The organism is Fictibacillus arsenicus, from assembly GCF_001999465.1.
GTDB lineage: Bacteria > Bacillota > Bacilli > Bacillales > Fictibacillaceae > Fictibacillus > Fictibacillus arsenicus.
The window spans coordinates 15,224-40,709 of record NZ_MQMF01000006.1; the positions used below are offsets into that span (position 1 = coordinate 15,224).

At 42.6% G+C, this 25,486-nt stretch carries 30 protein-coding genes and 1 other annotated feature; all 30 genes read left to right on the forward strand.

Annotation, left to right across the window (positions count from 1 at the left end):
• Positions 1-7 precede the first annotated feature (7 nt).
• The 30 genes from rlmB (at position 8) to rplN (ending at position 25,461) form a co-directional block, all read left to right on the forward strand.
• Positions 8-772, forward strand: coding sequence for a 23S rRNA (guanosine(2251)-2'-O)-methyltransferase RlmB (gene rlmB / locus UN64_RS18145; RefSeq protein ID WP_077365482.1), 765 nt, complete (start codon positions 8-10; stop codon positions 770-772).
• Positions 769-1,287, forward strand: coding sequence for an NYN domain-containing protein (locus UN64_RS18150; RefSeq protein ID WP_077365484.1), 519 nt, complete (start codon positions 769-771; stop codon positions 1,285-1,287). The genes rlmB and UN64_RS18150 overlap by 4 nt, the downstream gene beginning before the upstream one ends.
• A 79-nt stretch (positions 1,288-1,366) precedes the next feature.
• Positions 1,367-2,017 carry an RNA polymerase sporulation sigma factor SigH gene (sigH, locus tag UN64_RS18155; protein ID WP_066285495.1) on the forward strand — a complete coding sequence of 217 codons (651 nt, stop codon included), beginning with the start codon at positions 1,367-1,369 and terminating at the stop codon, positions 2,015-2,017.
• 351 nt (positions 2,018-2,368) lie between these two features.
• The gene (rpmG, locus tag UN64_RS18160; protein WP_077365486.1) at positions 2,369-2,518 is read left to right on the forward strand and encodes a 50S ribosomal protein L33; all 150 of its coding nucleotides are present in this window, start codon (positions 2,369-2,371) and stop codon (positions 2,516-2,518) included.
• Positions 2,519-2,575: 57 nt separating this feature from the next.
• A complete protein-coding gene (secE, locus tag UN64_RS18165) occupies positions 2,576-2,782 on the forward strand; it encodes a preprotein translocase subunit SecE (RefSeq protein ID WP_066285497.1) in 207 nt (68 codons plus the stop codon).
• A gap of 76 nt (positions 2,783-2,858) precedes the next feature.
• Positions 2,859-3,395, forward strand: coding sequence for a transcription termination/antitermination protein NusG (gene nusG, locus UN64_RS18170; protein WP_066285499.1), 537 nt, complete (start codon positions 2,859-2,861; stop codon positions 3,393-3,395).
• A 167-nt stretch (positions 3,396-3,562) separates the two neighbouring features.
• Complete coding sequence (gene rplK / locus UN64_RS18175; protein ID WP_066285502.1) at positions 3,563-3,988, forward strand: 50S ribosomal protein L11; 426 nt, start codon at positions 3,563-3,565, stop codon at positions 3,986-3,988.
• A 166-nt stretch (positions 3,989-4,154) separates the two neighbouring features.
• On the forward strand, positions 4,155-4,856 hold the full coding sequence (rplA, locus tag UN64_RS18180; RefSeq protein WP_077365490.1) for a 50S ribosomal protein L1: 702 nt from the start codon (positions 4,155-4,157) through the stop codon (positions 4,854-4,856).
• 45 nt (positions 4,857-4,901) lie between these two features.
• Positions 4,902-5,055, forward strand: a sequence feature (ribosomal protein L10 leader region).
• A 40-nt stretch (positions 5,056-5,095) separates the two neighbouring features.
• On the forward strand, positions 5,096-5,596 hold the full coding sequence (gene rplJ / locus UN64_RS18185; protein WP_077365492.1) for a 50S ribosomal protein L10: 501 nt from the start codon (positions 5,096-5,098) through the stop codon (positions 5,594-5,596).
• Between the two features lie 47 nt (positions 5,597-5,643).
• Complete coding sequence (gene rplL / locus UN64_RS18190) at positions 5,644-6,009, forward strand: 50S ribosomal protein L7/L12 (RefSeq protein ID WP_077365494.1); 366 nt, start codon at positions 5,644-5,646, stop codon at positions 6,007-6,009.
• Positions 6,010-6,127: 118 nt separating this feature from the next.
• On the forward strand, positions 6,128-6,730 hold the full coding sequence (locus UN64_RS18195) for a class I SAM-dependent methyltransferase (protein ID WP_077365496.1): 603 nt from the start codon (positions 6,128-6,130) through the stop codon (positions 6,728-6,730).
• Between the two features lie 292 nt (positions 6,731-7,022).
• On the forward strand, positions 7,023-10,565 hold the full coding sequence (rpoB, locus tag UN64_RS18200) for a DNA-directed RNA polymerase subunit beta (protein WP_077365498.1): 3,543 nt from the start codon (positions 7,023-7,025) through the stop codon (positions 10,563-10,565).
• 29 nt (positions 10,566-10,594) lie between these two features.
• The gene (gene rpoC / locus UN64_RS18205; protein WP_077365500.1) at positions 10,595-14,218 is read left to right on the forward strand and encodes a DNA-directed RNA polymerase subunit beta'; all 3,624 of its coding nucleotides are present in this window, start codon (positions 10,595-10,597) and stop codon (positions 14,216-14,218) included.
• Between the two features lie 84 nt (positions 14,219-14,302).
• Entirely contained in the window at positions 14,303-14,551 is a 249-nt protein-coding gene (locus UN64_RS18210) for a 50S ribosomal protein L7ae-like protein (RefSeq protein ID WP_077365502.1), read from the forward strand.
• 116 nt (positions 14,552-14,667) lie between these two features.
• Entirely contained in the window at positions 14,668-15,090 is a 423-nt protein-coding gene (gene rpsL / locus UN64_RS18215; RefSeq protein WP_077365504.1) for a 30S ribosomal protein S12, read from the forward strand.
• Positions 15,091-15,137: 47 nt separating this feature from the next.
• On the forward strand, positions 15,138-15,608 hold the full coding sequence (rpsG, locus tag UN64_RS18220) for a 30S ribosomal protein S7 (protein WP_077365506.1): 471 nt from the start codon (positions 15,138-15,140) through the stop codon (positions 15,606-15,608).
• Positions 15,609-15,682: 74 nt separating this feature from the next.
• Entirely contained in the window at positions 15,683-17,761 is a 2,079-nt protein-coding gene (gene fusA, locus UN64_RS18225) for an elongation factor G (RefSeq protein WP_077365508.1), read from the forward strand.
• Between the two features lie 116 nt (positions 17,762-17,877).
• Positions 17,878-19,068, forward strand: a complete 1,191-nt coding sequence (tuf, locus tag UN64_RS18230; protein ID WP_077365510.1) for an elongation factor Tu — start codon at positions 17,878-17,880, stop codon at positions 19,066-19,068.
• 916 nt (positions 19,069-19,984) lie between these two features.
• A complete protein-coding gene (rpsJ, locus tag UN64_RS18245) occupies positions 19,985-20,293 on the forward strand; it encodes a 30S ribosomal protein S10 (protein WP_053356198.1) in 309 nt (102 codons plus the stop codon).
• A gap of 52 nt (positions 20,294-20,345) precedes the next feature.
• Positions 20,346-20,984 carry a 50S ribosomal protein L3 gene (gene rplC, locus UN64_RS18250; protein WP_077365514.1) on the forward strand — a complete coding sequence of 213 codons (639 nt, stop codon included), beginning with the start codon at positions 20,346-20,348 and terminating at the stop codon, positions 20,982-20,984.
• A 17-nt stretch (positions 20,985-21,001) separates the two neighbouring features.
• On the forward strand, positions 21,002-21,625 hold the full coding sequence (rplD, locus tag UN64_RS18255) for a 50S ribosomal protein L4 (RefSeq protein WP_066285532.1): 624 nt from the start codon (positions 21,002-21,004) through the stop codon (positions 21,623-21,625).
• Positions 21,625-21,912 carry a 50S ribosomal protein L23 gene (gene rplW / locus UN64_RS18260; protein ID WP_066237959.1) on the forward strand — a complete coding sequence of 96 codons (288 nt, stop codon included), beginning with the start codon at positions 21,625-21,627 and terminating at the stop codon, positions 21,910-21,912. Before rplD ends, rplW begins: the two co-directional genes overlap by 1 nt.
• Positions 21,913-21,940: 28 nt before the next feature.
• The gene (gene rplB, locus UN64_RS18265) at positions 21,941-22,771 is read left to right on the forward strand and encodes a 50S ribosomal protein L2 (RefSeq protein WP_077365516.1); all 831 of its coding nucleotides are present in this window, start codon (positions 21,941-21,943) and stop codon (positions 22,769-22,771) included.
• Between the two features lie 57 nt (positions 22,772-22,828).
• Positions 22,829-23,107 carry a 30S ribosomal protein S19 gene (gene rpsS, locus UN64_RS18270; RefSeq protein WP_066285535.1) on the forward strand — a complete coding sequence of 93 codons (279 nt, stop codon included), beginning with the start codon at positions 22,829-22,831 and terminating at the stop codon, positions 23,105-23,107.
• A gap of 19 nt (positions 23,108-23,126) precedes the next feature.
• On the forward strand, positions 23,127-23,468 hold the full coding sequence (gene rplV, locus UN64_RS18275; RefSeq protein WP_066237948.1) for a 50S ribosomal protein L22: 342 nt from the start codon (positions 23,127-23,129) through the stop codon (positions 23,466-23,468).
• 3 nt (positions 23,469-23,471) lie between these two features.
• Complete coding sequence (rpsC, locus tag UN64_RS18280) at positions 23,472-24,131, forward strand: 30S ribosomal protein S3 (protein ID WP_077365518.1); 660 nt, start codon at positions 23,472-23,474, stop codon at positions 24,129-24,131.
• Positions 24,132-24,133: 2 nt separating this feature from the next.
• Complete coding sequence (gene rplP / locus UN64_RS18285; protein ID WP_066237943.1) at positions 24,134-24,568, forward strand: 50S ribosomal protein L16; 435 nt, start codon at positions 24,134-24,136, stop codon at positions 24,566-24,568.
• Positions 24,558-24,761, forward strand: coding sequence for a 50S ribosomal protein L29 (gene rpmC / locus UN64_RS18290; RefSeq protein ID WP_066237940.1), 204 nt, complete (start codon positions 24,558-24,560; stop codon positions 24,759-24,761). Before rplP ends, rpmC begins: the two co-directional genes overlap by 11 nt.
• A 22-nt stretch (positions 24,762-24,783) precedes the next feature.
• The gene (gene rpsQ / locus UN64_RS18295) at positions 24,784-25,047 is read left to right on the forward strand and encodes a 30S ribosomal protein S17 (RefSeq protein ID WP_077365520.1); all 264 of its coding nucleotides are present in this window, start codon (positions 24,784-24,786) and stop codon (positions 25,045-25,047) included.
• A gap of 45 nt (positions 25,048-25,092) precedes the next feature.
• Positions 25,093-25,461 (forward strand): 50S ribosomal protein L14, encoded by a 369-nt coding sequence (gene rplN / locus UN64_RS18300; RefSeq protein ID WP_066285543.1) that lies wholly within the window; start codon positions 25,093-25,095, stop codon positions 25,459-25,461.
• Positions 25,462-25,486: the final 25 nt, after the last annotated feature.

Sequence of the window (25,486 nt, forward strand, 5' to 3'; positions counted from 1 at the left end):
GCTGAAGATGAGTGAAGAAAAAGAGCAAGAACTGATTATAGGCAGAAATCCGGTAATGGAGATACTGCGCTCCGGCCGTGATATTAATAAAATTTTTGTAGGTGAGGGTTCGCAAAAAGGACCGGTCAGCACGATTGTTTCGATGGCTAAAAAGCAGAATGTACTTGTACAATATGTCCCTAAACAAAAACTCGATTCTCTTAGCGGGGGCGGTAATCACCAAGGCGTTGTCGCTGGTGTAGCGGCTTACACATATGCTGACATCGATGATTTGTTTAAACTTGCTGAGGAACGCGGTGAAGAGCCTTTCTTTATTTTATTAGACGAGCTAGAAGATCCGCATAACTTAGGTTCGATCATGCGTACCGCTGATGCTGTTGGAGCACATGGGATTATTATTCCTAAAAGAAGATCTGTAGGGTTAACGGCAACAGTTGCAAAAGCATCAACAGGTGCGATTGAATACATCCCTGTTGTACGTGTAACAAACCTTGTGCAGACGATGAAAGACCTGAAGGAAAGAGGTATGTGGTTTGCCGGAGCAGATATGAAAGGCAAAGATGATTACCGTCAGGCGAAATGGGACATGCCTTTAGGCCTTGTAATCGGAAGTGAAGGGAAAGGGATGGGAAGGCTCGTTTCAGAAACGTGTGATTTCTTAGTCCGGCTGCCAATGATGGGCAAGGTAACATCACTCAACGCTTCAGTTGCTGCCAGTCTTTTAATGTACGAGGTCTACCGCGGCCGAAATCCACTAGAATTGAAAAAATGAGAACACGCCATTATTTGATTGTTGACGGTTACAACATCATTGGCGCGTGGCCCGAACTACGGGGCTTAAAAACTTCCGATTTTGCAAAAGCACGAGATCTGCTGATTGAATACATGGCAGAGTACCAGGGCTCAACAGGGTATCAAGTAATCGTTGTATTTGATGCCCATCTCTCGCCCGGCACTGAAAAAAAGACAAAAAATTACCGGGTGGATGTTATTTTCACACGTGAAAATGAAACAGCTGATGAGCGGATTGAACGGCTGGTAGGAGAATTAAAATCGATAGAAACCCGTATATATGTTGCGACTTCTGATTCCACTGAACAATGGCAGATATTTGGCAAAGGTGCGTTAAGGAAATCTGCCAGAGAGTTAAAGAACGAAATGGACGAGATCCAAAAAGAAATACATGTCTCCGTAGACGAGAGAAAACGACGACAAAGCTCTTCCTCTATACATCTTTCGGATGAAATTGCCGAAATATTTGAAAGATGGAGAAGAGGGCGAAAATAAGGAATGTTGACGCTTTTGTGAACTATGAAGTATAATATTGCTATATTTTGCCGGTAAAAACCTGGTCGGGGGGATTGTCGTGAACATAGATCTCAAGGAACTGTCAGTAAGCGATTACGAGCTAATGGAAGATGAAAGCCTTGTGGAACTGGTTCATGAGGGAGACAGCGCAGCGTTAGAATATTTAATTAATAAATATAAAAACTTTGTTCGTGCTAAGGCGAGATCATACTTTTTAATCGGTGCAGACCGTGAAGATATCATTCAAGAAGGTATGATTGGGCTTTATAAAGCAATTCGTGATTTTAAAGAGGACAAGCTGTCATCCTTTAAAGCTTTTGCCGAACTCTGTATTACGAGGCAAATGATTACTGCTATCAAAACAGCAACAAGACAAAAGCATATTCCGTTGAATTCATATGTATCATTGGACAAGCCCATCTACGATGAAGAGTCTGATCGTACACTCATGGATGTTATTTGCGGTACAAAAGTCACTGACCCGGAAGAACTCATTATCAATCAAGAAGAGTTTGATGATATTGAGGTGAAGATGGGTGAGATCTTAAGTGACCTCGAACGCAAGGTTCTTATGCTGTACCTGGACGGAAGATCCTATCAGGAAATCTCAGTGGATCTCGACAGACATGTGAAATCAATTGATAACGCACTGCAGAGAGTGAAGCGTAAATTAGAGCGGTATTTAGAACTAAGGGAAATTACATCGTAAGAGCGGGGGACAGTCCCTGCTCTTTTTTTCGTGGGTTCTTATCTATTAGAGCGTGGCTAAATGCTTTTTTAAAAAGCTCCACTTGCAAGTTGATTGGAGTGGAAGATGCGAGACTCCTGCGGGACAAGCGGTCAGGTGAGACCCTTAAGGCGCAAAGCGGCAAGGGGCTCACCGTCTGCCCCGCGGAAAGCGAAGCATCTGTAACGGAAATCAACTACTTTCAAGACCAACAGAGTTAACATAAACCGCTTTTTCCCTTTATTGACAAGCTTATACCCCTATGTTAATGTTTTAAAAGTAACATTGTAACGTGGATGAGTGGGTTTGTCGCACGAAAGGTGTTTATTTAGCATGAGAAAAAAAGTATTTTTAGCCTGTAAACAATGCTCAAAACGGAATTATACAACGATGAAGAACCAGCAAAACAATCCTGAACGAGTCGAGGTTAAGAAGTTTTGCAGCTACTGCAACGCTCATACCATTCACCAGGAAACGAAGTAAGCGAGCAAGCTTTTTTATAAATGTTTGAATGAATTAAAGGCATGGGGGTTTATGAAGATGGCGGATGTTGCAGAAAAGACAAAGAAATCACCAGCAAAGTTTCTTTCTGATGTTAATAAGGAAATGAAGCGCGTAAGCTGGCCTAAGCGAAAAGAACTGTTTCGCTACACGGGGATTGTACTGTCAACTGTTGTAATTATGGCTTTGTTCTTCTGGGTTGTGGATCTAGGGATTTCACAAATCGTAGAGCTTATTTTAGGGTAGATTAGATACATCTTCTTTTGGATAGAATGCTAGAGTATTATCCATTTTAGGAGGGAAAGGACACGGGTCCCATCGTATGGAAAAAAATTGGTACGTAGTTCATACCTATTCAGGTTATGAAAACAAGGTAAAAGCAAACTTGGAAAAACGTTTAGAATCTATGGGGATGACAGATAAAATTTTCCGTGTACTTGTACCTGTAGAAGAAGAGACCGAAACAAAGAACGGCAAGACAAAAACAAGCATGAAAAAAGTTTTCCCTGGTTATGTACTAACAGAAATGATCATGACTGATGATTCATGGTACGTTGTACGTAATACACCGGGAGTAACTGGATTTGTCGGTTCTGCTGGTGCGGGTTCAAAACCAACGGCGCTATTGCCTGAGGAAGTAGAACATATTCTTAAAGGTATGGGTATGGAAGCGCCGCGCGTTGAAGTGGATTTCGAAATTAAGGAATCTGTAAAAGTGAAAGAAGGTCCTTTTGCTGACTTTGTTGGAACGATTGAAGAGATCGATGCAACAAAACGCAAGCTGAAGGTTCACGTTAACATGTTCGGCCGTGAAACACCTGTTGAACTCGAGTTTAACCAAGTCAGCAAGTTAAGTTAACAGCAATAATGGAAAAAGACTTGTAATCACTTTAAAAAGGTGATAGAATTTTTTATGTTTGATATTTCTAATCAACTGCTTCTTCTCTTTTAGGAGGGGAAGCGTATTTTTGAGTGGGAGGGTTTCGGCCCATAATACCACATCACGGACTTAAGGAGGTGTGTCGCGTGGCTAAAAAGGTTATTAAAATGGTGAAATTGCAAATCCCTGCTGGTAAAGCAAACCCGGCACCGCCAGTTGGACCTGCACTAGGACAAGCTGGGGTAAACATCATGGGATTCTGTAAAGAATTCAACGCTCGTACTGCTGATCAAGCTGGTTTAATCATTCCGGTTGAAATCACGGTTTTCGAAGACCGTTCATTTACATTCATCACTAAAACTCCTCCGGCTGCTGTTCTTTTAAAGAAAGCTGCGGGAATCGAGTCAGGTTCAGGTGAGCCAAACAAGAAAAAAGTTGCGACTGTAAAGCGTGATAAAGTTCGCGAAATCGCAGAATCAAAAATGCCTGACCTAAACGCTGCCAGCGTTGAAGCTGCAATGCGTATGGTTGAAGGTACAGCACGCAGCATGGGAATTGTTATCGAAGACTAATTCCATGCCTGATGTATATTAGGTTGCGAGTAAATGGATGAGATCCTGCCGATAATTACGGTTCGCAACCTTTATTCATGCAAAGCGCGCGTGAATTGTACTCAAAAACTTTGAGTGCAATAAGTGGGAGGAATATCCGCTAAACCACATAAGGAGGACAAAACAAATGGCAAACAAAGGTAAGAAGTACCAAGAAGCGGCTAAATTAGTAGACCGCACAAAAGCATATGAGCCTGCAGAGGCTATTGAGCTAGTTAAGAAAGCTGCTCCTGCTAAGTTTGACGAGTCTGTAGAAGTTGCAGTTCGTTTAGGAGTAGACACTAAGAAAGCTGACCAGCAAGTTCGTGGAGCAGTAGTGCTTCCAAACGGAACTGGTAAAACTCAGCGTGTATTAGTTTTCGCTAAAGGCGAAAAAGCGAAGGAAGCTGAAGCTGCTGGAGCAGATCACGTTGGGGATTCTGACTACATCAACAAAATCCAACAAGGCTGGTTTGAGTTCGACGTAATCGTTGCAACTCCAGACATGATGGCTGAAGTTGGTAAACTTGGGCGTGTTTTAGGACCTAAAGGCTTAATGCCAAACCCTAAAACAGGAACAGTTACATTTGAAGTAGAAAAAGCGGTTAACGAAATCAAAGCTGGTAAAGTAGAATACCGTGTTGATAAAACTGGTAACGTACACGTTCCAATCGGTAAAGTATCTTTCGAAGCTGATAAGCTTGCAGAAAACCTTTCAACAATCATCGAAACATTGTTAAAAGTTAAGCCTGCAGCTGCAAAGGGAACTTACATGAAGAATGTAGCTATCTCTTCTACTATGGGACCTGGGATCAAAGTTAATCCAACTTCTTTCTCTGTAAAACGATAGTTGACAAACGGGTTTCAACCCGTTATATTATATACTGTTAAACACAAATGCATCAGATGAATGCCGTAGACAGCAGGAGCCATCAGGCTTAAAACTTTCCTGCCGAGGTGAAGCATCGATAAGCTCATTAGTATGTTACTTATGACTTTTAGATACTCACGCCTCCATGTCTCGACATGGAGGCTTTGTTTTTGAAACAAAACCTGCGGTGATGCAATCATTTTACAGGAGGTGTAATAATGAGCAGCATTTTAGAAACAAAAAAGCAAGTAGTATCCACTATTTCTGAGAAGATCAAAAATAGCCAATCAACAATTCTTGTTGATTACCGTGGACTTACTGTTGCTGAGGTTACTGAACTTCGTAAGTCATTGCGTGAAGCTGGAATCGAGTTTAAGGTATACAAGAACTCAATGGTAGTCCGCGCTGCTGAAGAAAATAACCTTAACGAACTATCAGAACACTTAACTGGTCCTACAGCGATCGCATTCTCAAATGAAGATGTTGTAGCTCCTGCTAAGATCCTTAACGACTTCGCTAAGAAGCATGAGGCTCTTGAAATCAAAGCTGGTGTAATCGAAGGACGCATCGCGTCTCTAGAAGAAGTTAAAGCTCTTGCTGAACTTCCTTCAAGAGAAGGTCTTCTTTCAATGGTACTCAGCGTGCTTCAAGCACCTATCCGCAACTTTGCGTTGGCTACTAAGGCTGTTGCTGAACAAAAAGAAGAACAAGGCGCATAAGCTGATTCTTCATCCAATAACTTACATTCCATAAGGAGGAAATTAAAATGTCAAAAGAACAAATCATTGAAAGCCTAAAAACAATGACTGTTTTAGAGCTTAACGATCTAGTTAAAGCAATCGAAGAAGAGTTTGGTGTAACTGCTGCTGCTCCTGTAGCTGTAGCTGGTGGAGCTGCTGGTGGAGAAGCTGCAGCTGAAAAGACTGAATTCGACGTAATTCTTACAAGCGGTGGAGCTTCAAAAATTAAAGTTATCAAAGTTGTTCGTGAACTTACAGGTCTTGGACTTAAAGAAGCGAAAGAACTTGTTGACGGTGCTCCAAAGCCAGTTAAAGAAGGCGTATCTAAAGAAGACGCTGAAGAAATCAAAGCTAAGCTTGAAGAAGTTGGAGCTTCTGTTGAAGTTAAGTAATTCAAAAGAAAAGGTTCGCCCGTTGGCGGACCTTTTTGCTTGTTTTACTGTCTGAAGTACGAAATCCGTGCTGATCGGGAATACTGTCTTTATCAGATGGTAAGGAGAGTTGTTTAAAATGAAAAACCATTACTATTCAGAAACACCTGGGACAGAGAGCAAAAGAGAAGCGTGGGAATTTGAGCTAAAAGGCGGAAAATTCAAATTTACAACTGATTCTGGAGTCTTTTCAAAAAAGGAAGTAGATTTCGGAAGCCGCGTTTTAATAGATTCCTTTATTGCTCCAGAAGTACCGGGTGATTATATAGATGTAGGCTGCGGATATGGTCCGATCGGACTTTCGCTTGCAAAAGCAGAACCCGGCCGAACTGTACAAATGATTGATATCAATGAACGCGCAGTAGAACTTGCGAAACATAATGCAGAGCAAAACAAAATAGACAACGTTAAGATTAAAAAAAGCTATTTGTTTTCTGAAGTAGAAGATAGCGATTTTGCCGCTGTTATCACTAACCCGCCGATCAGGGCAGGTAAGGCAGTTGTTCATCAGATTTTTGAAGACGCTCATAAAAAACTCCGCAATGGAGGCGAGTTGTGGGTAGTTATTCAAAAAAAGCAAGGTGCACCTTCTGCGATGGATAAAATAGAAGAATTATTCGGGCAGGTTGAAACGGCCGCAAAGAAAAAAGGTTATTATATTTTGCGTGCAATAAAAGTTTGACTTGATAAAACCCGTATGATAGTATTATAAAATGCCAATGGATTCGCATTTTCCTGCTTATTTTTCGTGGTAAGCGAAAAAACGTTGATATATCAACGTTTTTTACTCATGTTTAGACGTATAGAATGTGAAAAAGTTGGACAAAATTATATAATCAGCTTTTGTCAAAATAGGAAAACTGCGGTTTTAAGTTATGAAACCCTTTTTCTTTTTGTTTTCTAATGTTCTTAATAGAATGTTAGATAGAAATAAAAAAACACGAAAAAAACGCTGGATTTGAGGGGTGAAGCAGTTGACAGGTCAACTAGTTCAGTTTGGACGCCACCGCCAACGAAGAAGTTATGCAAGAATTAGCGAAGTGCTTGAATTACCAAACTTAATTGAAATTCAAACCGCTTCCTATCAATGGTTTCTTGATGAGGGGTTACGTGAAATGTTCCGAGACATTTCGCCGATTGAAGATTTTACAGGGAACCTCGTTTTAGAGTTTATTGATTATAACTTAGGTGAGCCGAAGTATCCTGTAGATGAATCAAAAGAGCGCGATGTTACTTACGCTGCTCCGCTTCGTGTGAAAGTGCGTCTGATCAATAAAGAGACGGGCGAAGTAAAAGAGCAAGAAGTATTTATGGGAGATTTCCCGTTAATGACAGATACGGGAACCTTTGTGATCAACGGGGCAGAGCGTGTAATTGTATCACAGCTCGTTCGTTCACCAAGTGTTTACTATAGCGAGAAAATAGACAAAAACGGTAAAAAAGGTTTTACCGCAACTGTCATTCCAAACCGCGGTGCTTGGCTGGAGTTTGAAACCGATGCTAAGGACGTAGTTTATGTGCGTATTGACCGCACAAGAAAAATCCCGATTACCGTATTGCTTCGTGCTTTAGGGTTTGGGTCTGATCAAGAAATCATTGATTTGCTCGGAGAAGATGAGTATCTGCGCAACACGCTTGATAAGGATAATACAGAAGGAACTGAAAAAGCCCTTCTCGAAATCTATGAGCGTCTTCGTCCGGGAGAGCCGCCAACAGTAGATAATGCCAAAAGTTTATTAGATTCTCGTTTCTTTGATCCGAAACGCTATGACTTGGCTAACGTTGGACGTTACAAAATCAATAAAAAGCTTCATATAAAAAATAGATTGTTCAACCAGAAACTAGCTGAAACACTTGTTGATGCTGAAACTGGCGAAGTGATCGCTGAAGAGGGTACAGTGCTTGACCGCAGAACGCTGGATAAGATCATTCCTGCATTAGAAAGCGGAGTAGGCTTCAAAACTGTTACACCTGCAGGCGGAGTTGCTGAAGATCAGGACATCGCTTTGCAATCTATTAAAATCTATGCGCCTGATGATCAAGAAGGCGAAAGAATCATTAATGTTATCGGCAACGGTCTTGTTGATAAGGAAATTAAAAACATTACTGTTTCAGACATTATTGCTTCTATTAACTACTTCTTTAACTTATTGCACCAAGTAGGTAATACGGATGATATTGACCATCTTGGAAACCGCCGTCTGCGTTCTGTTGGTGAGCTTCTGCAAAACCAATTCAGAATCGGGCTTTCCAGAATGGAGCGTGTAGTTCGTGAACGTATGTCTATTCAGGACACGAACGCGATCACACCACAAGCTTTAATCAATATCCGTCCTGTAATTGCTTCAATTAAAGAGTTCTTCGGAAGCTCTCAGCTTTCACAGTTCATGGATCAAACGAACCCGCTTGCTGAATTGACGCATAAACGCCGTCTGTCTGCACTAGGGCCAGGTGGTCTTACACGTGAGCGTGCAGGCTTTGAAGTTCGTGACGTTCACTACTCTCACTATGGACGCATGTGTCCGATTGAGACGCCGGAAGGTCCGAACATCGGGTTGATCAACTCACTTTCCTCTTATGCGAAAGTAAACCAGTATGGCTTTATTGAAACACCATACCGCCGTGTTGATCCAGAAACTGGCCGTGTAACGAGCCGTATCGATTACCTGACTGCCGATGAAGAAGACCTGTACGTTGTAGCACAGGCGAACTCACTCTTAGGCGAAGACGGAGAATTCCTTAACGAAGACGTAATAGCACGTTTCCGTGGTGACAATACAGTTGTTAAACGCGAACGCATCGACTACATGGATGTATCGCCAAAACAGGTTGTATCAGCAGCGACAGCATGTATTCCGTTCTTGGAAAATGATGACTCCAACCGTGCCCTAATGGGAGCGAACATGCAGCGTCAGGCCGTACCATTGCTTGTTCCTGAATCACCTATTGTCGGTACAGGAATGGAGCACGTATCAGCGAAAGACTCCGGAGCTGCAGTTATATGTAAGCACGAAGGAATTGTTGAGCGTGTTACAGCTAAACAAGTACAAGTACGCCGCATTAAAGAAGTAGATGGCAAGGAAGTTTCTGGCGACCTTGACACTTACAACATGCTTAAATTTATCCGTTCCAACCAAGGAACTTGTTATAACCAGCGTCCGATCGTGAGCACTGGTGACCGAGTAACTAAAGGGGAGATCCTAGCGGATGGTCCTTCGATGGAGAAAGGTGAACTTGCTTTAGGACGCAACGTACTTGTTGCCTTCATGACATGGGAAGGTTACAACTACGAGGATGCTGTTATCATGAGCGAGCGTCTTGTAAAAGACGATGTTTATACTTCTATTCATATTGAAGAATATGAGTCAGAAGCACGTGATACGAAGCTTGGACCGGAAGAAATCACTCGTGATATTCCGAACGTCGGAGAAGATGCGCTTCGCAACCTGGATGAACGCGGAATTATCCGTGTTGGTGCAGAAGTAAAAGACGGAGACATCTTAGTTGGAAAAGTAACACCTAAAGGGGTTACTGAACTGACTGCGGAAGAACGTCTATTGCATGCGATCTTCGGTGAAAAAGCTCGTGAAGTTCGTGATACTTCATTGCGTGTGCCTCATGGCGGCGATGGAATTATCCTGGATGTTAAAGTATTCAACCGTGAAGACGGCGATGAGCTTCCTCCTGGTGTGAATCAGCTCGTTCGTGCATATATCGTGCAAAAACGTAAGATTCACGAAGGAGATAAGATGGCCGGACGACATGGTAACAAAGGTGTAATTTCTAAAATTATGCCTGAAGAAGATATGCCTTATCTTCCTGATGGAACACCAGTTGACATCATGTTAAACCCGCTAGGGGTACCTTCCCGTATGAACATCGGTCAGGTATTGGAGCTTCATCTTGGAATGGCAGCACGCCAGCTTGGAATTCATGTTGCAACACCGGTATTCGATGGTGCGCGTGAAGAAGATGTTTGGTCTACGATCGAAGAAGCCGGCATGGCTCGCGATGGTAAAACGGTACTTTATGATGGACGTACAGGAACTGCTTTCGATAACCGTGTATCAGTTGGTGTCATGTATATGATCAAACTTGCTCACATGGTTGATGATAAGCTTCATGCTCGTTCAACTGGACCTTACTCACTTGTTACACAGCAGCCTCTTGGCGGTAAAGCGCAATTCGGAGGCCAGCGTTTCGGGGAGATGGAAGTATGGGCGCTTGAAGCATATGGCGCAGCTTACACTCTTCAGGAAATTCTTACTGTTAAGTCCGATGATGTTGTCGGCCGTGTGAAAACGTATGAAGCCATCGTTAAAGGTGAAAACGTTCCTGAACCAGGTGTTCCAGAATCATTTAAAGTATTAATTAAAGAGCTTCAATCTCTTGGAATGGATGTTAAGATCTGTTCTGGAGATGATCAGGAGATCGAAATGAGAGAGCTTGATGATGAAGACGATCAGGCAAGCGAGAAATTAAATCTAAATCTTGAGTCTTACACTGCGAATGACTAAACCAGGATATCAAAAGGGAGGTACGCTCCTTGATAGACGTAAATAATTTTGAGTATATGAAAATTGGTCTTGCTTCGCCGGACAAAATCCGGTCGTGGTCAAGAGGGGAAGTAAAGAAACCTGAAACAATCAACTACCGTACGCTTAAGCCTGAGAAAGACGGCTTGTTCTGCGAAAGAATTTTTGGTCCTACTAAAGACTGGGAATGTCATTGTGGAAAATACAAGCGCGTCCGTTATAAAGGTGTCGTTTGTGACCGTTGTGGTGTTGAAGTAACAAGAGCTAAAGTTCGACGTGACCGTATGGGTCACATCGAGCTTGCCGCTCCTGTTTCCCATATTTGGTATTTCAAAGGAATTCCAAGCCGTATGGGTCTTGTTTTGGATATGTCTCCAAGAGCATTAGAGGAAGTTATCTATTTTGCATCTTACGTTGTTACAGAAACAGGGGATACTCCGCTTGAGAAAAAACAATTGCTTTCTGAAAAGGAATACCGCACATACCGTGAAAAGTATGGCAAAGGATTTACTGCCCAAATGGGTGCAGAGGCAATCAAGCGTCTTTTAGAAGATATCGACGCTGAAAAAGAAGTTGATATGCTGAAAGAAGAGCTTAAAACTGCACAAGGACAACGCCGTACGCGTGCAATTAAGCGTTTAGAAGTATTAGAAGCATTCCGTCACTCGGGTAACCATGCTGATTGGATGATTCTTGAAGTGCTTCCGGTTATCCCGCCGGAATTGCGTCCGATGGTTCAGCTTGATGGCGGACGTTTCGCTACTTCTGACCTTAACGACCTTTACCGTCGTGTTATCAACCGTAACAACCGTTTGAAGCGTCTATTAGACCTAGGTGCTCCTAACATTATCGTTCAAAATGAAAAACGTATGCTTCAAGAAGCAGTTGATGCTTTAATCGATAATGGCCGTCGCGGCCGTCCGGTTACAGGACCAGGAAACCGTCCGCTTAAATCACTTTCACACATGCTGAAAGGGAAACAAGGGCGTTTCCGTCAAAACTTACTTGGTAAGCGTGTTGACTACTCTGGTCGTTCGGTTATCGTTGTAGGACCGAACTTAAAGATGTATCAATGCGGTCTGCCGAAAGAAATGGCACTTGAATTGTTTAAGCCGTTTGTTATGAAAGAACTCGTATCAAAAGGTCTTGCTCATAACATTAAGAGTGCTAAACGCAAGGTTGAACGTGTTCAGCCTGAAGTCTGGGATGTTTTAGAAGAAGTTATTCGTGAACACCCAGTATTGCTAAACCGTGCACCTACACTTCACAGACTTGGTATTCAAGCATTTGAACCAACTCTAGTTGAAGGACGCGCGATCCGTCTTCACCCGCTTGTTTGTACAGCTTACAACGCTGACTTCGATGGTGACCAAATGGCGGTTCACGTACCTTTATCAGCTGAAGCGCAAGCAGAAGCTCGTATCTTAATGCTTGCTGCACAAAACATCTTGAACCCGAAAGATGGTAAGCCAGTAGTTACACCTTCACAGGATATGGTACTAGGTAACTATTACCTGACTCTAGAGCGTGCAGGAGCTATTGGTGAAGGTTCAGTATTTAAAGACATCAACGAAGCGATTATCGCTTACGAAAACGGATATGTTCATCTGCATACAAGAATTGCAGTGCCAGTATCGAGCCTTAACAAAGAATCGTTCACTGAAGAACAGCAATCCAAGCTTCTTATGACAACTGTAGGTAAATTGTTATTTAACGAGATCCTGCCGCCGTCATTCCCATACATTAACGAGCCGACAACTGCGAACCTTCAAGTGGAAACACCTGAAAAGTACTTCTTAGATCCGGCTTCTAATGTAAAAGAAGAAATTCAAAAGCATGAAGAGATTGTTCCTTTCAAGAAAGGTATTCTTGGAAAAATAATCGCTGAAGTCTTCAAACGCTTTAAAATTACAGAAACGTCTAAAATGCTTGACCGCATGAAGGACTTAGGATTTAAATATTCAACTCGCGCTGGTATTACAATCGGTGTTTCTGACATCGTAGTATTACCTGAAAAGCAAGATATTCTTAAAATTGCAGAAGAAAAAGTTGTTAACGTTACAAAGCAATTCAGACGTGGTTTGATCACAGAAGAAGAGCGTTATGAGCGTGTAATTAACATTTGGAGTTTAGCGAAAGACGAAATCCAAAATAAATTGATGGGTACTCTTGATAAGCGCAACCCGATCTTCATGATGAGTGACTCTGGTGCCCGTGGTAACGCATCTAACTTTACTCAGCTTGCTGGTATGCGTGGCCTGATGGCCAACCCGGCTGGTAAGATCATCGAGCTTCCGATCAAATCAAGTTTCCGTGAAGGATTAACAGTACTCGAGTACTTTATCTCTACTCACGGAGCGCGTAAAGGTCTTGCCGATACAGCTCTTAAAACGGCTGACTCAGGTTACCTTACTCGCCGACTTGTTGACGTTGCCCAAGACGTTATTGTGCGTGAAGATGACTGCGGAACTGACCGCGGCTTAGAAGTTGCTGCAATTAAGGAAGGCAACGAAGTTATCGAACCGCTTCATGAGCGTTTAATTGGGCGTACAGCTTATAAAAAGGTGTATCACCCTGAAACAAATGAAATCCTTGCAGATGTTAACGAATTGATTACAGAAGATATGGCTGCTCACATTGAAGAAGTAGGCGTAAAAGCTGTAACAATCCGATCTGTATTCACTTGTGACACGCGTCACGGTGTATGTAAAAAATGTTATGGACGCAACCTTGCAACAGGCTCTGACGTTGAAGTTGGGGAAGCTGTTGGAATCATCGCTGCACAATCCATCGGTGAGCCAGGTACACAGCTTACAATGCGTACCTTCCATACCGGCGGTGTAGCAGGAGACGATATTACACAAGGTCTTCCGCGTATCCAAGAATTGTTCGAAGCACGTAACCCGAAAGGTCAAGCCGTTATTTCTGAGCTTGAAGGAACGGTTGTTGGCGTTAACGACAATAAAGATAAGCGTGAAGTAGTCGTTCAAGGTGAAATTGAATCTAGATCTTACACAATCCCATTCGGTGCCCGTATTAAGGTAGTTGAAGGTGATAAAGTAGTTGCAGGTCAAGTATTGACTGAAGGTTCGATTGATCCAAAAGAATTAATCAAAGTCCGAGGCGCAGAAGGCGTTCAGGAATACCTATTGCGTGAGGTACAGAAAGTTTACCGTATGCAAGGGGTAGAAATCGGAGATAAGCACGTTGAAGTAATGGTTCGCCAAATGCTTCGTAAAGTGCGCATCATCGATTCTGGTGATTCTCAAGTGCTTCCAGGAGCTCTTATGGACATTCATAACTTTACGGATGTTAACCGAAGTGTTCTTCTTGAAGGCGGAACTCCTGCTACAGGACGTCCAGTTCTTCTTGGTATCACAAAAGCATCACTTGAAACTGAATCGTTCTTATCTGCTGCATCGTTCCAAGAGACAACAAGAGTTCTTACAGATGCTGCTATCAAAGGTAAACGTGACGAATTGCTCGGTCTTAAGGAAAACGTTATTATCGGTAAGCTGATTCCAGCTGGAACAGGTATGAACCGTTACAGAAACATCGGAATCAACTCACCGGTAGTTGAAGAAGAGAACGGTGAAGAGGCTGAACTGCCTACAGAGCTTGTTTCTCAAGATTAATAAATGAAATGTTGACATTGGGAGTACATCGGTGATATTATAACGGATGTGCTCCTAAGAATTGTTACTTTGGAGGATATTCGTATGTCTTATGAAAAAGTGACACAGGCTTCTGAAATTATCGTAGGTACTAAGCAAACAATCAAAGCTTTACAAAACGGCGAGGTCAAAGAGCTGGTCGTTGCGGAAGACGCTGATTTTCGGGTAACGAGCAAAGTATTGCAGATTGCCGAAGAAAAGCAAGTGCCGATCGTAAAGGTTGATTCCATGAAAAAGCTTGGAAAAGCATGCGGTATAGATGTCGGGGCCGCAACTGTTGCGATAAAAGGATAAAATTACTGTTTTTGCGATGAGCATTGCTTAACGCTCCGCTCGCAAAAACTTTCTTTTGTCCTAAAATGAACCACCTGGGTCGGTGGTATTACAAGACAAGAGAGGAGGATATAAAAATGCCTACAATTAACCAACTCGTTCGCAAAGGTCGCGTTTCTAAAATCAAGAAATCTGACTCTCCTGCGTTGAACAAAGGTTACAACAGCTTCAAAAAGTCCCAAACTAACGTTTCATCTCCGCAAAAGCGTGGAGTTTGTACTCGTGTTGGTACTATGACTCCTAAGAAGCCGAACTCGGCGCTACGTAAGTATGCTCGTGTTCGTCTAACTAACGGAATCGAAGTTACAGCTTACATTCCTGGTATCGGGCACAACCTTCAAGAGCACAGTGTTGTTCTTATCCGTGGAGGACGTGTAAAAGATTTACCGGGGGTACGTTACCACATCGTTCGTGGTGCTCTTGATACGGCTGGTGTTACTAACCGTATGCAAGGTCGTTCTAAGTACGGAACGAAGCGTCCAAAGGAAGCTAAGAAATAATATTGTTTTAAAATAAATTAAACAACTATAAGAAAGGAGGGGACCACATGCCACGTAAAGGACCTGTTGCTCGTCGTGATGTGTTACCTGATCCAATTTACAAGTCTAAGCTTGTAACGCGTCTAATCAACAAAATTATGATTGACGGTAAGAGAGGGGTAGCTCAAACAATCTTGTACAATGCGTTCGAACTTATTAAAGAACGTACAAACCAAGATCCTATGGAAGTGTTTGAACAAGCTCTTAAAAATATCATGCCAGTTCTTGAAGTTCGTGCTCGCCGTGTTGGTGGAGCTAACTACCAAGTACCAGTTGAAGTTCGCCCAGAGCGTCGTACAACTTTAGGACTTCGTTATTTAACGAACTACTCTCGTCTACGCGGAGAAAAGACAATGGAAGAACGTCTTGCGTTCGAGATCATGGATGCTGCAAACAACACTGGTGCTTCTGTTAAGAAGCGCGAAGATATGCACAAAATGGCAGAAGCAAACAAAGCGTTTGCTCACTACCGCTGGTAAAATCATAGAGACAGTTTTCGGACTGTCTCTAAAACACTATAAAAATTCCTTTGCATAAGGAAGGAGAGAAATTCATGGCTAGAGAATTCTCCTTAAAAAATACTCGTAATATCGGTATCATGGCTCACATCGATGCTGGTAAAACAACGACTACTGAACGTGTACTTTACTATACTGGCCGTATCCACAAAATTGGTGAAACTCATGAAGGAGCTTCACAAATGGACTGGATGGAGCAGGAACAAGAGCGTGGAATCACGATTACTTCCGCTGCTACAACTGCTCAATGGAAAGGTCACCGTGTTAACATCATTGATACACCAGGTCACGTAGACTTTACAGTTGAAGTAGAACGTTCATTACGTGTATTAGACGGAGCGGTTGCTTTACTTGATGCTCAATCAGGTGTAGAACCACAAACAGAAACAGTATGGCGTCAAGCGACTACTTACGGAGTTCCCCGTGTAGTATTCGTAAACAAAATGGACAAGATTGGTGCGGATTTCTTATACTCCGTAAAAACTATCCATGATCGTCTTGGTGCAAATGCTCATCCGATTCAATTACCGATCGGTGCTGAAGACCAATTCGAAGCAATCATCGACTTAGTTGAAATGAACGCTGTATTCTACGGAAACGATCTTGGTACTGATATCGAAGTTCGTGAAATTCCTGAAGAACACATGCCTTTAGCTGAAGAATACCGCAACAAATTAGTTGAAGCGGTAGCTGAGTTAGATGAAGAAATGATGATGAAGTACTTAGAAGGCGAAGAGATTACAAAAGAAGAACTTAAAGCAGGTATCCGTCAAGGTACTTGTAACGTTGAGTTCTACCCAGTAATGTGTGGATCGGCATTTAAGAACAAAGGTGTTCAGCTTATGCTTGACGCTGTTCTTGATTATCTTCCATCGCCGGTTGATGTACCTGCTATTAAGGGTGTTCTTCCAGATTCAGAAGAAGAAGTAACTCGTGAATCAAGTGACGAAGCTCCGTTTTCAGCACTTGCATTTAAAGTTATGACTGACCCTTATGTTGGTAAGTTAACATTTTTCCGAGTGTACTCAGGTACATTAAACTCTGGATCATACGTACAGAACTCTACTAAAGGAAAGCGCGAGCGTGTTGGACGTATCCTTCAAATGCACGCAAACTCCCGTGAAGAGATCTCTATCGTGTACGCTGGAGATATCGCAGCTGCTGTAGGTCTTAAAGATACTACAACTGGTGATACACTATGTGATGAAAAGAGCCTTGTTATCTTAGAATCCATGGTATTCCCAGAGCCGGTTATCTCACTATCTATCGAGCCGAAGTCTAAAGCAGACCAAGACAAGATGGGTATGGCGCTTGCTAAGCTTGCTGAAGAAGATCCAACATTCCGTACTGAAACAAACGAAGAAACTGGACAAACGATCATCGCAGGTATGGGTGAACTTCACCTTGATATCCTAGTTGACCGTATGCGCCGCGAATTCAAGGTTGAAGCTAACGTGGGTGCTCCTCAGGTTGCATACCGTGAAACAATTCGCCAGGCTGCTAAAGTTGAAGGTAAATTCGTTCGTCAGTCTGGTGGTCGTGGACAATACGGTCACGTTTGGATTGAATTCGAGCCAGGTGAAGAAGGATCTGGATTCGTATTTGAAAACAAAATCGTTGGTGGGGCAGTTCCTCGTGAATACATCCCTGCAGTACAAAATGGTATCGAAGAATCAATGAAAAACGGTATGCTTGCTGGTTTCCCATTACTTGACCTTAAAGCTCGTATCGTTGATGGATCTTACCATGATGTTGACTCCAACGAAATGGCGTTTAAGATTGCCGGTTCAATGGCACTTAAGAACGCAAAAGCAAAATGTGATCCTGCTATTCTTGAGCCGATCATGAAAGTTGAAGTAACGGTTCCTGAAGAGTATATGGGAGACATCATGGGTGACGTAACTTCCCGTCGTGGACGTGTTGAAGGTATGGAAGCTCGTGGTAATGCACAAATCGTTAAAGCGATGGTTCCACTTGCTGAAATGTTCGGTTATGCAACTAGCTTGCGTTCTCGTACACAAGGCCGTGGTACTTACTCTATGCACTTCGATCACTACGAAGAAGTACCGAAGTCGATTTCTGAAGAAATCATCAAAAAAGCAACTGGAGCTTAATCTCCCCGGTTGTAAGAAACAGCAATTTCATGTAATCTAAAATGGGCAGTACAAACTGTCTGTTTTAAACAAAAAAATCTACTATATGTAACCATATTTAAGGAGGAATCTTTCTCATGGGTAAAGAGAAATTTGATCGTTCCAAAACGCATGCTAACATTGGTACTATTGGTCACGTTGACCATGGTAAAACAACTTTAACAGCTGCTATCTCTACTGTTCTTGCTAAGAAAAACGGTAAAGGTGTAGCAATGGCTTATGACCAAATCGACGGTGCTCCAGAAGAGCGCGAGCGCGGAATCACAATCTCAACTGCACACGTTGAGTATGAAACTGATTCTCGTCACTATGCACACGTTGACTGCCCGGGACATGCTGACTATGTTAAGAACATGATCACTGGTGCAGCACAAATGGATGGTGGGATCCTAGTAGTATCTGCTGCTGACGGCCCAATGCCACAAACTCGTGAGCACATCCTTCTTTCTCGTCAAGTAGGTGTACCTTACCTTGTTGTATTCATGAACAAGTGTGACATGGTTGACGATGAGGAACTTCTTGAGCTAGTTGAAATGGAAGTTCGTGACCTTCTTTCTGATTACGACTTCCCTGGAGATGACATCCCTGTAATTAAAGGTTCAGCTCTTAAAGCTCTTGAAGGAGACGCTGAGTGGGAAGCTAAAATTCTAGAACTAATGGACGCGGTTGATTCTTATATCCCAACTCCTCCACGTGACGTTGATAAGCCATTCATGATGCCAGTTGAGGATGTATTCTCAATCACTGGTCGTGGTACAGTTGCTACTGGACGTGTTGAGCGTGGACAAGTTAAAATTGGTGACGTAGTTGAGATCCTTGGTCTTACTGAAGAGCCAAAATCAACAACTGTAACAGGTGTTGAAATGTTCCGTAAGCTTCTTGACTATGCTGAAGCTGGTGACAACATTGGTGCACTTCTTCGTGGGGTTTCCCGTGACGATGTTGAGCGTGGACAAGTTCTTGCTAAGCCAGGTACTGTTAAAGCTCACACTAAGTTCAAATCAGAAGTATACGTTCTTTCAAAAGAAGAGGGTGGACGTCACACTCCATTCTTCTCTAACTACCGTCCTCAGTTCTACTTCCGTACAACTGACGTAACTGGTATCATCCAACTTCCTGAAGGCGTTGAAATGGTAATGCCTGGAGATAACGTTGAGATGACTGTAGAACTAATCGCTCCAATCGCTATCGAAGAAGGAACTAAGTTCTCTATTCGTGAAGGTGGACGTACAGTTGGTGCAGGTGTAGTTGCAACAATCACTGAGTAATCTTTAGATTACTTCTATATAAAAAGCACTCTCCATTCGGAGGGTGCTTTTTTTATTTTATCCTCTATTATTTTCGTAAGCTTTGTAGTTTTTGAAAGTGGTTGACTTCCGTTCCAGGATGCTCGCTTTCCGCGGGGCGGGCGGTGAGGCTCCTTGCGCTTTGCACCACTAGGAGTCTCACCTGTCCCACTTCTTTGAAGTATTTTGCTCCTGCGTCTACAAGAAATGCTACCGATGTGAGCTTCCTCGTCGCATGCATAACGAGAAGCTTTTCAGGTGGTAGGCACGCACCTTGCAATCCTGTCAACTTATCAATGAAGATATAAAAAAACCAAGAACAACAATCTTTTAGATAAGAATCTTAAGAAAAAATGAAACATTATTTAAAAGGCACCTTAAACTGCCCTCGATCTGTGAATGATGAAAATAGAAGATGTGTAAAAGCAGCCTGAAACTATTTGAAACACATTCAATCCAAAAATATAGCCGATCAATCCACAAATTTGATCGGTGAATCCAAAAGTTTTAGCGTTGAATCCACGAGTTTTGGCTGTTAATCCACAAATAGTCACATATATATGACAACCAGCTCCTAAAGGCAGGAACGCCAATCACCGCAGCAATACCTCTTATATATAGAAGAAACACATTCAAGTGTGTAAAAGAAGAAAAAGGAAGTTGAAATCCCGGCATAAAGTCTCTATAATAGAAAAAGTGCGATTAACAATAAATAAATGCAAATAAAACTTGCATTAGGCATTGTTTTTCTCTATAATGAGTAATGTTGGTCATTCACTGCGATGATTCGGAAGGTTGCTGACACACCAGGCCCCTTTGCCATGGCTGGTGACATCAGGTTGAATTTCCGTGGAGCAATGTCTGTTTATCAAAATAGGCGAATAAAGGAGGGAAAATAATGGCAAAGCAAAAGATTCGTATCCGTTTAAAGGCGTATGATCACAGAATTCTTGATCAATCTGCTGAAAAAATCGTTGAAACTGCTAAGCGTTCAGGAGCAAAGGTATCAGGTCCAATCCCGCTACCTACTGAGAAAGCGATCTACACGATCCTTCGTGCGGTTCATAAGTACAAGGACTCTCGTGAGCAGTTCGAAATGCGTACTCATAAGCGCTTGATCGACATTATCGAGCCAACACCACAAACTGTTGATTCATTAATGCGTTTGGATCTGCCGTCTGGTGTAGACATCGAAATTAAACTATAATTTCACGTTTACTTTATATAATTATTTTACTTATTAATAGGAGGTGTGACGAATGACCAAAGGAATCTTAGGTAAAAAAATTGGTATGACTCAAGTTTTCGCTGAAAACGGAGATCTTATCCCAGTTACTGTAGTAGAAGTAACTCCTAACGTTGTTCTTCAAAAGAAATCCGTAGAGAACGATGGCTACGAAGCTATCCAGCTTGGATTTGACGATAGAAAAGAATCTCGTACGATTAAGCCGCAAGCAGGTCATGCTGCTAAAGCTAGCACGAGCCCTAAGCGCTACGTTAAGGAATTCCGCAATGTTGATGCTGCGGGATACGAAGTTGGTCAGGAAGTCAAGGTAGATATTTTTGCAGAAGGTGACGCTGTAGACGTTACTGGTACATCTAAAGGAAAAGGATTCCAAGGTGTTATCAAACGTCACGGGCAATCACGCGGGCCAATGAGCCACGGTTCCCGTTACCACCGTCGTCCTGGTTCAATGGGTGCAGTTGACCCTAACCGTGTTTTCAAAGGGAAAGCATTGCCTGGACGTACTGGCGGAGATACAGTAACTGTACAAAACTTAGAAGTTGTAAGAGTTGATACAGAACGTAATCTTCTATTGATCAAAGGTAACGTACCTGGAGCGAAAAAGAGCTACGTTACAATTAACTCTGCTGTTAAAGCAAAGGATGCTAAATAAGGAAGGAGGACAATCTGATGCCAAAAGTAGCATTATTTAAACAAGATGGTACTCAAGCTGGCGATATCGAATTAAACGATTCCGTTTTCGGTATTGAACCAAATAAAAGCGTGCTTTTCGACGCTGTTATTATGCAGCAAGCATCACAGCGCCAAGGAACACATGATGTAAAGAACCGTTCCGAAGTTGCTGGTGGTGGACGCAAGCCATGGAAACAGAAAGGTACTGGACGTGCTCGTCAAGGATCTATCCGTTCTCCGCAATGGGTTGGCGGTGGAGTGGTTTTCGGACCAACACCAAGAAGCTATTCTTACAAATTACCTAAGAAGGTTCGTCGCTTAGCTATTAAATCAGCGCTATCTTCTAAGGTTCTAGATAACGACTTGATCGTTTTAGAAGGACTTGCATTCGATGCTCCGAAAACTAAGGAAATGAAGCAAGTGCTTGCAAATCTATCCGCAGATCGTAAAGCATTAGTTGTAACGGCTGATTACAATGACGCTGTTGCATTATCTGCACGTAACATCCCTGGCGTAACAGTTGTTACAGCTAACGGCGTTAGTGTTCTTGACGTGTTAAACCACGACAAGCTTCTTATGACTAAAGACGCTGTGGAAAAAGTAGGGGAGGTGCTCGCATAATGGAAGCTCGTGATGTGATTAAGCGCCCCGTTATTACAGAGCGTTCTACTGAAATAATGGCTGACAAAAAATACACGTTCGAAGTAAATCCTCGTGCTACTAAGACTCAAATCAAAGGCGCACTAGAAGAAATCTTTGGCGTAAAAGTACAAACAGTAAACACTGCTAACTACAAAGGTAAGTTCAAGCGTGTAGGCCGTCATACTGGTTATACATCTAAACGTAAAAAAGCAGTAGTTACACTAACTCCAGAAAGCAAAGAACTCGACTTTTTTGAAGGAGTTTAAAAAGAACTCGTAAAGGAGGGAAATTACAATGGGTATCAAAAAGTTTAAACCGACAACTAACGGTCGTCGTAACATGTCTCAGCTTGACTTTGCTGAAATCACGACTGACCAGCCAGAAAAATCCTTGCTTGCTCCTCTTAGCAAAAAAGCTGGGCGTAACAACCAAGGTAAACTAACTGTTCGTCACCAAGGTGGAGGACACAAGCGTAAGTATCGTATCATCGATTTCAAACGTAACAAAGATGGAATACTAGGTCGCGTTGCTACAATCGAGTACGATCCAAACCGTACAGCAAACATCGCTCTAATCCATTACGCAGATGGTGAGAAGCGTTATATCCTAGCTCCTAAAGGGATTAAAGTAGGACAAGAAATCATGTCTGGTACTGAAGCTGACATCAAAGTAGGTAATGCTTTACCGTTAGCTAACATTCCTGTAGGTTCTACAATTCACAACATCGAACTTAAGCCTGGTAAAGGTGGACAATTAGCTCGTTCAGCTGGTGCTGAAGCTCAACTTCTTGGTAAAGAAGAAAGATATGCGCTAGTTCGTCTAGGTTCTGGTGAAGTTCGTATGATCCTTCTTACTTGCCGTGCAACTATCGGTCAAGTTGGTAACTTAGAACATGAACTTGTAAACGTTGGTAAAGCAGGTCGTTCTCGTTGGAAGGGTATCCGCCCAACAGTTCGTGGTTCTGTAATGAACCCTAACGATCACCCGCACGGTGGTGGTGAAGGACGCGCTCCAATCGGACGTAAATCACCAATGTCACCATGGGGCAAACCAACTCTTGGATATAAAACTCGTAAGAAAAACAGCCAAACTGACAAGTACATTGTACGTCGTCGCAAAAAATAATGTGATTGTCCTACGGTTCAATCGAGCCGTAGCGCAAACACAAAGGGAGGTTCTCAAATGGGTCGCAGTTTGAAAAAAGGGCCTTTTGTAGATGACCACTTGATGAAAAAGGTCGAGGCACTTAATGAATCTAACGACAAGAAAGTAGTTAAAACTTGGTCTCGTCGTTCTACGATTTTCCCTGACTTCATCGGTCACACAATCGCTGTTTATGATGGTCGTAAGCACGTGCCGGTATATGTAACAGAAGATATGGTCGGTCACAAGCTAGGTGAATTCGCACCTACTCGTACTTACAAAGGCCATGCAGCTGATGATAAGAAAACTAGACGTTAATTGAGGGGAGGTACACAAAATGGAAGCAAAAGCAATTGCTAAACAAGTGCGTATTGCTCCTCGTAAAGCTCGTATCGTTATCGACTTGATTCGAGGCAAGCAAGTAGGTGAAGCACTTGCGATTCTACGTTTGACGCCTAAAGCAGCTTCTCCTGTAATCGAAAAGGTGCTTAAGTCTGCTATCGCAAACGCAGAACACAACTATGAAATGGAACCGAACAACCTAGTGATTAAGCAAGCGTTCGTTGATGAAGGAATTACTCTTAAGAGATTCCGTCCACGTGCCATGGGTCGTGCGAGCCGTATCAACAAACGTACTAGCCACATCACAATCGTTGTTTCTGAAAAGAAGGAGGGTTAAGACGTGGGTCAAAAAGTAAATCCAACAGGTCTACGTATTGGCGTCATCCGTGACTGGGATTCTAAATGGTACGCAGAAAAGGATTACGCTAATCTTTTACATGAAGACATTAAGATCCGTTCTTATATTGAAAAGCGTCTAAAAGATGCTGCTGTATCTGGTATCGAGATCGAACGTGCAGCTAATCGTGTAAATATTACAATCAAAACTGCTAAGCCAGGAATGGTAATCGGTAAAGGCGGATCTGAAGTAGAAGCACTTCGTAAAGCTCTTAACGATATGACTGGCAAGCGAGTTCATGTTAACATCTTTGAAATTAAGCAAGCAGACGTTGATGCTAAGCTAGTAGCTGAAAACATCGCTCGTCAACTTGAAAACCGTGTATCTTTCCGTCGTGCAATGAAGCAGGCGATCCAACGTGCAATGCGTATGGGTGCGAAAGGTATCAAAACTCAAGTATCAGGCCGTCTTGGCGGAGCTGATATCGCTCGTTCTGAACATTATAGTGAAGGTACTGTTCCTCTTCACACACTTCGTGCAGATATCGACTATGGTACTGCTGAAGCAGACACAACTTACGGTAAGCTTGGAATTAAAATCTGGATTTATCGTGGTGAGGTCCTTCCAACAAGAGGAACGAAAAAAGAGGAAGGAGGCAAATAATTATGTTATTGCCAAAACGTGTTAAATATCGTCGTGAACACCGCGGTAAAATGCGTGGGAACGCTAAAGGCGGTACAGAAGTTCATTTCGGAGAATTCGGTTTGCAAGCTCTAGAAGCTAGCTGGATTACTAACCGTCAGATCGAAGCTGCTCGTATTGCGATGACTCGTTATATGAAGCGTGGCGGTAAAGTATGGATCAAAATTTTCCCTTCTAAGCCTTACACTGCAAAGCCTCTAGAAGTCCGAATGGGTTCCGGTAAAGGTGCTCCTGAAGGATGGGTAGCAGTAGTTAAGCCAGGAAAAGTTATGTTTGAAATCGCTGGTGTCTCTGAAGAAGTGGCACGCGAAGCGTTGCGTCTTGCAGCACACAAACTTCCTGTAAAATGTAAGTTTGTTAAACGCGAAGAAGTGGGTGGTGACACAAATGAAGGCTAATGATATTCGTAACCTGACCACTGCAGAAGTTGAACAAAAAGCAAAAGCACTTAAAGAAGAGCTTTTTAACCTTCGTTTCCAACTAGCGACAGGTCAATTAGAAAACCCGGCCCGCATTCGTGAAGTTCGTAAAGCAATTGCCCGTGCAAAAACGGTTTTACGTGAAAGAGAGCTTGGGATTACTAACGGTTAATTCTTGAGAGGAGGTTCGCACAATGAGTGAACGTAACCAGCGCAAGGTGTACACTGGTCGTGTTGTTTCTGACAAGATGGACAAAACGATTACAGTACTTGTTGAAACATACAAGACACACTCTTTATATAACAAGCGCGTTAAATACTCTAAAAAGTTAAAAGCGCATGATGAAAACAACACTGCTAAGATCGGTGATATCGTTAAGGTTATGGAAACGCGTCCGCTTTCCAAAGACAAGCGATTCCGTTTGGTAGAAGTTGTTCAAGAAGCAGTAATTATTTAATAAATTGTTCGGATTATACTCATATCCGAAAGGAGGTCCATTCGCATGATTCAACAAGAATCCCGTTTAAGAGTAGCTGATAACTCTGGTGCGAAAGAGCTACTTTGCATTAAAGTTCTTGGTGGTTCTGGTCGTAAGTACGCTAACATTGGTGACATTATCGTTTGTTCGGTTAAGTCCGCAACACCAGGTGGCGTTGTTAAGAAAGGTGACGTTGTTAAAGCGGTAGTGGTACGTTCTAAGCGTGGTATGCGCCGTAACGACGGATCTTACATCCGCTTTGATGAGAACGCGGCTGTAATCGTAAAGGATGACAAAGGTCCTCGAGGAACTCGTATCTTCGGACCTGTAGCACGTGAACTTCGTGACAAGCAATTTATGAAAATCGTTTCTCTTGCTCCAGAAGTTCTTTAATATATTTACTAGCAAGGCTCTTATT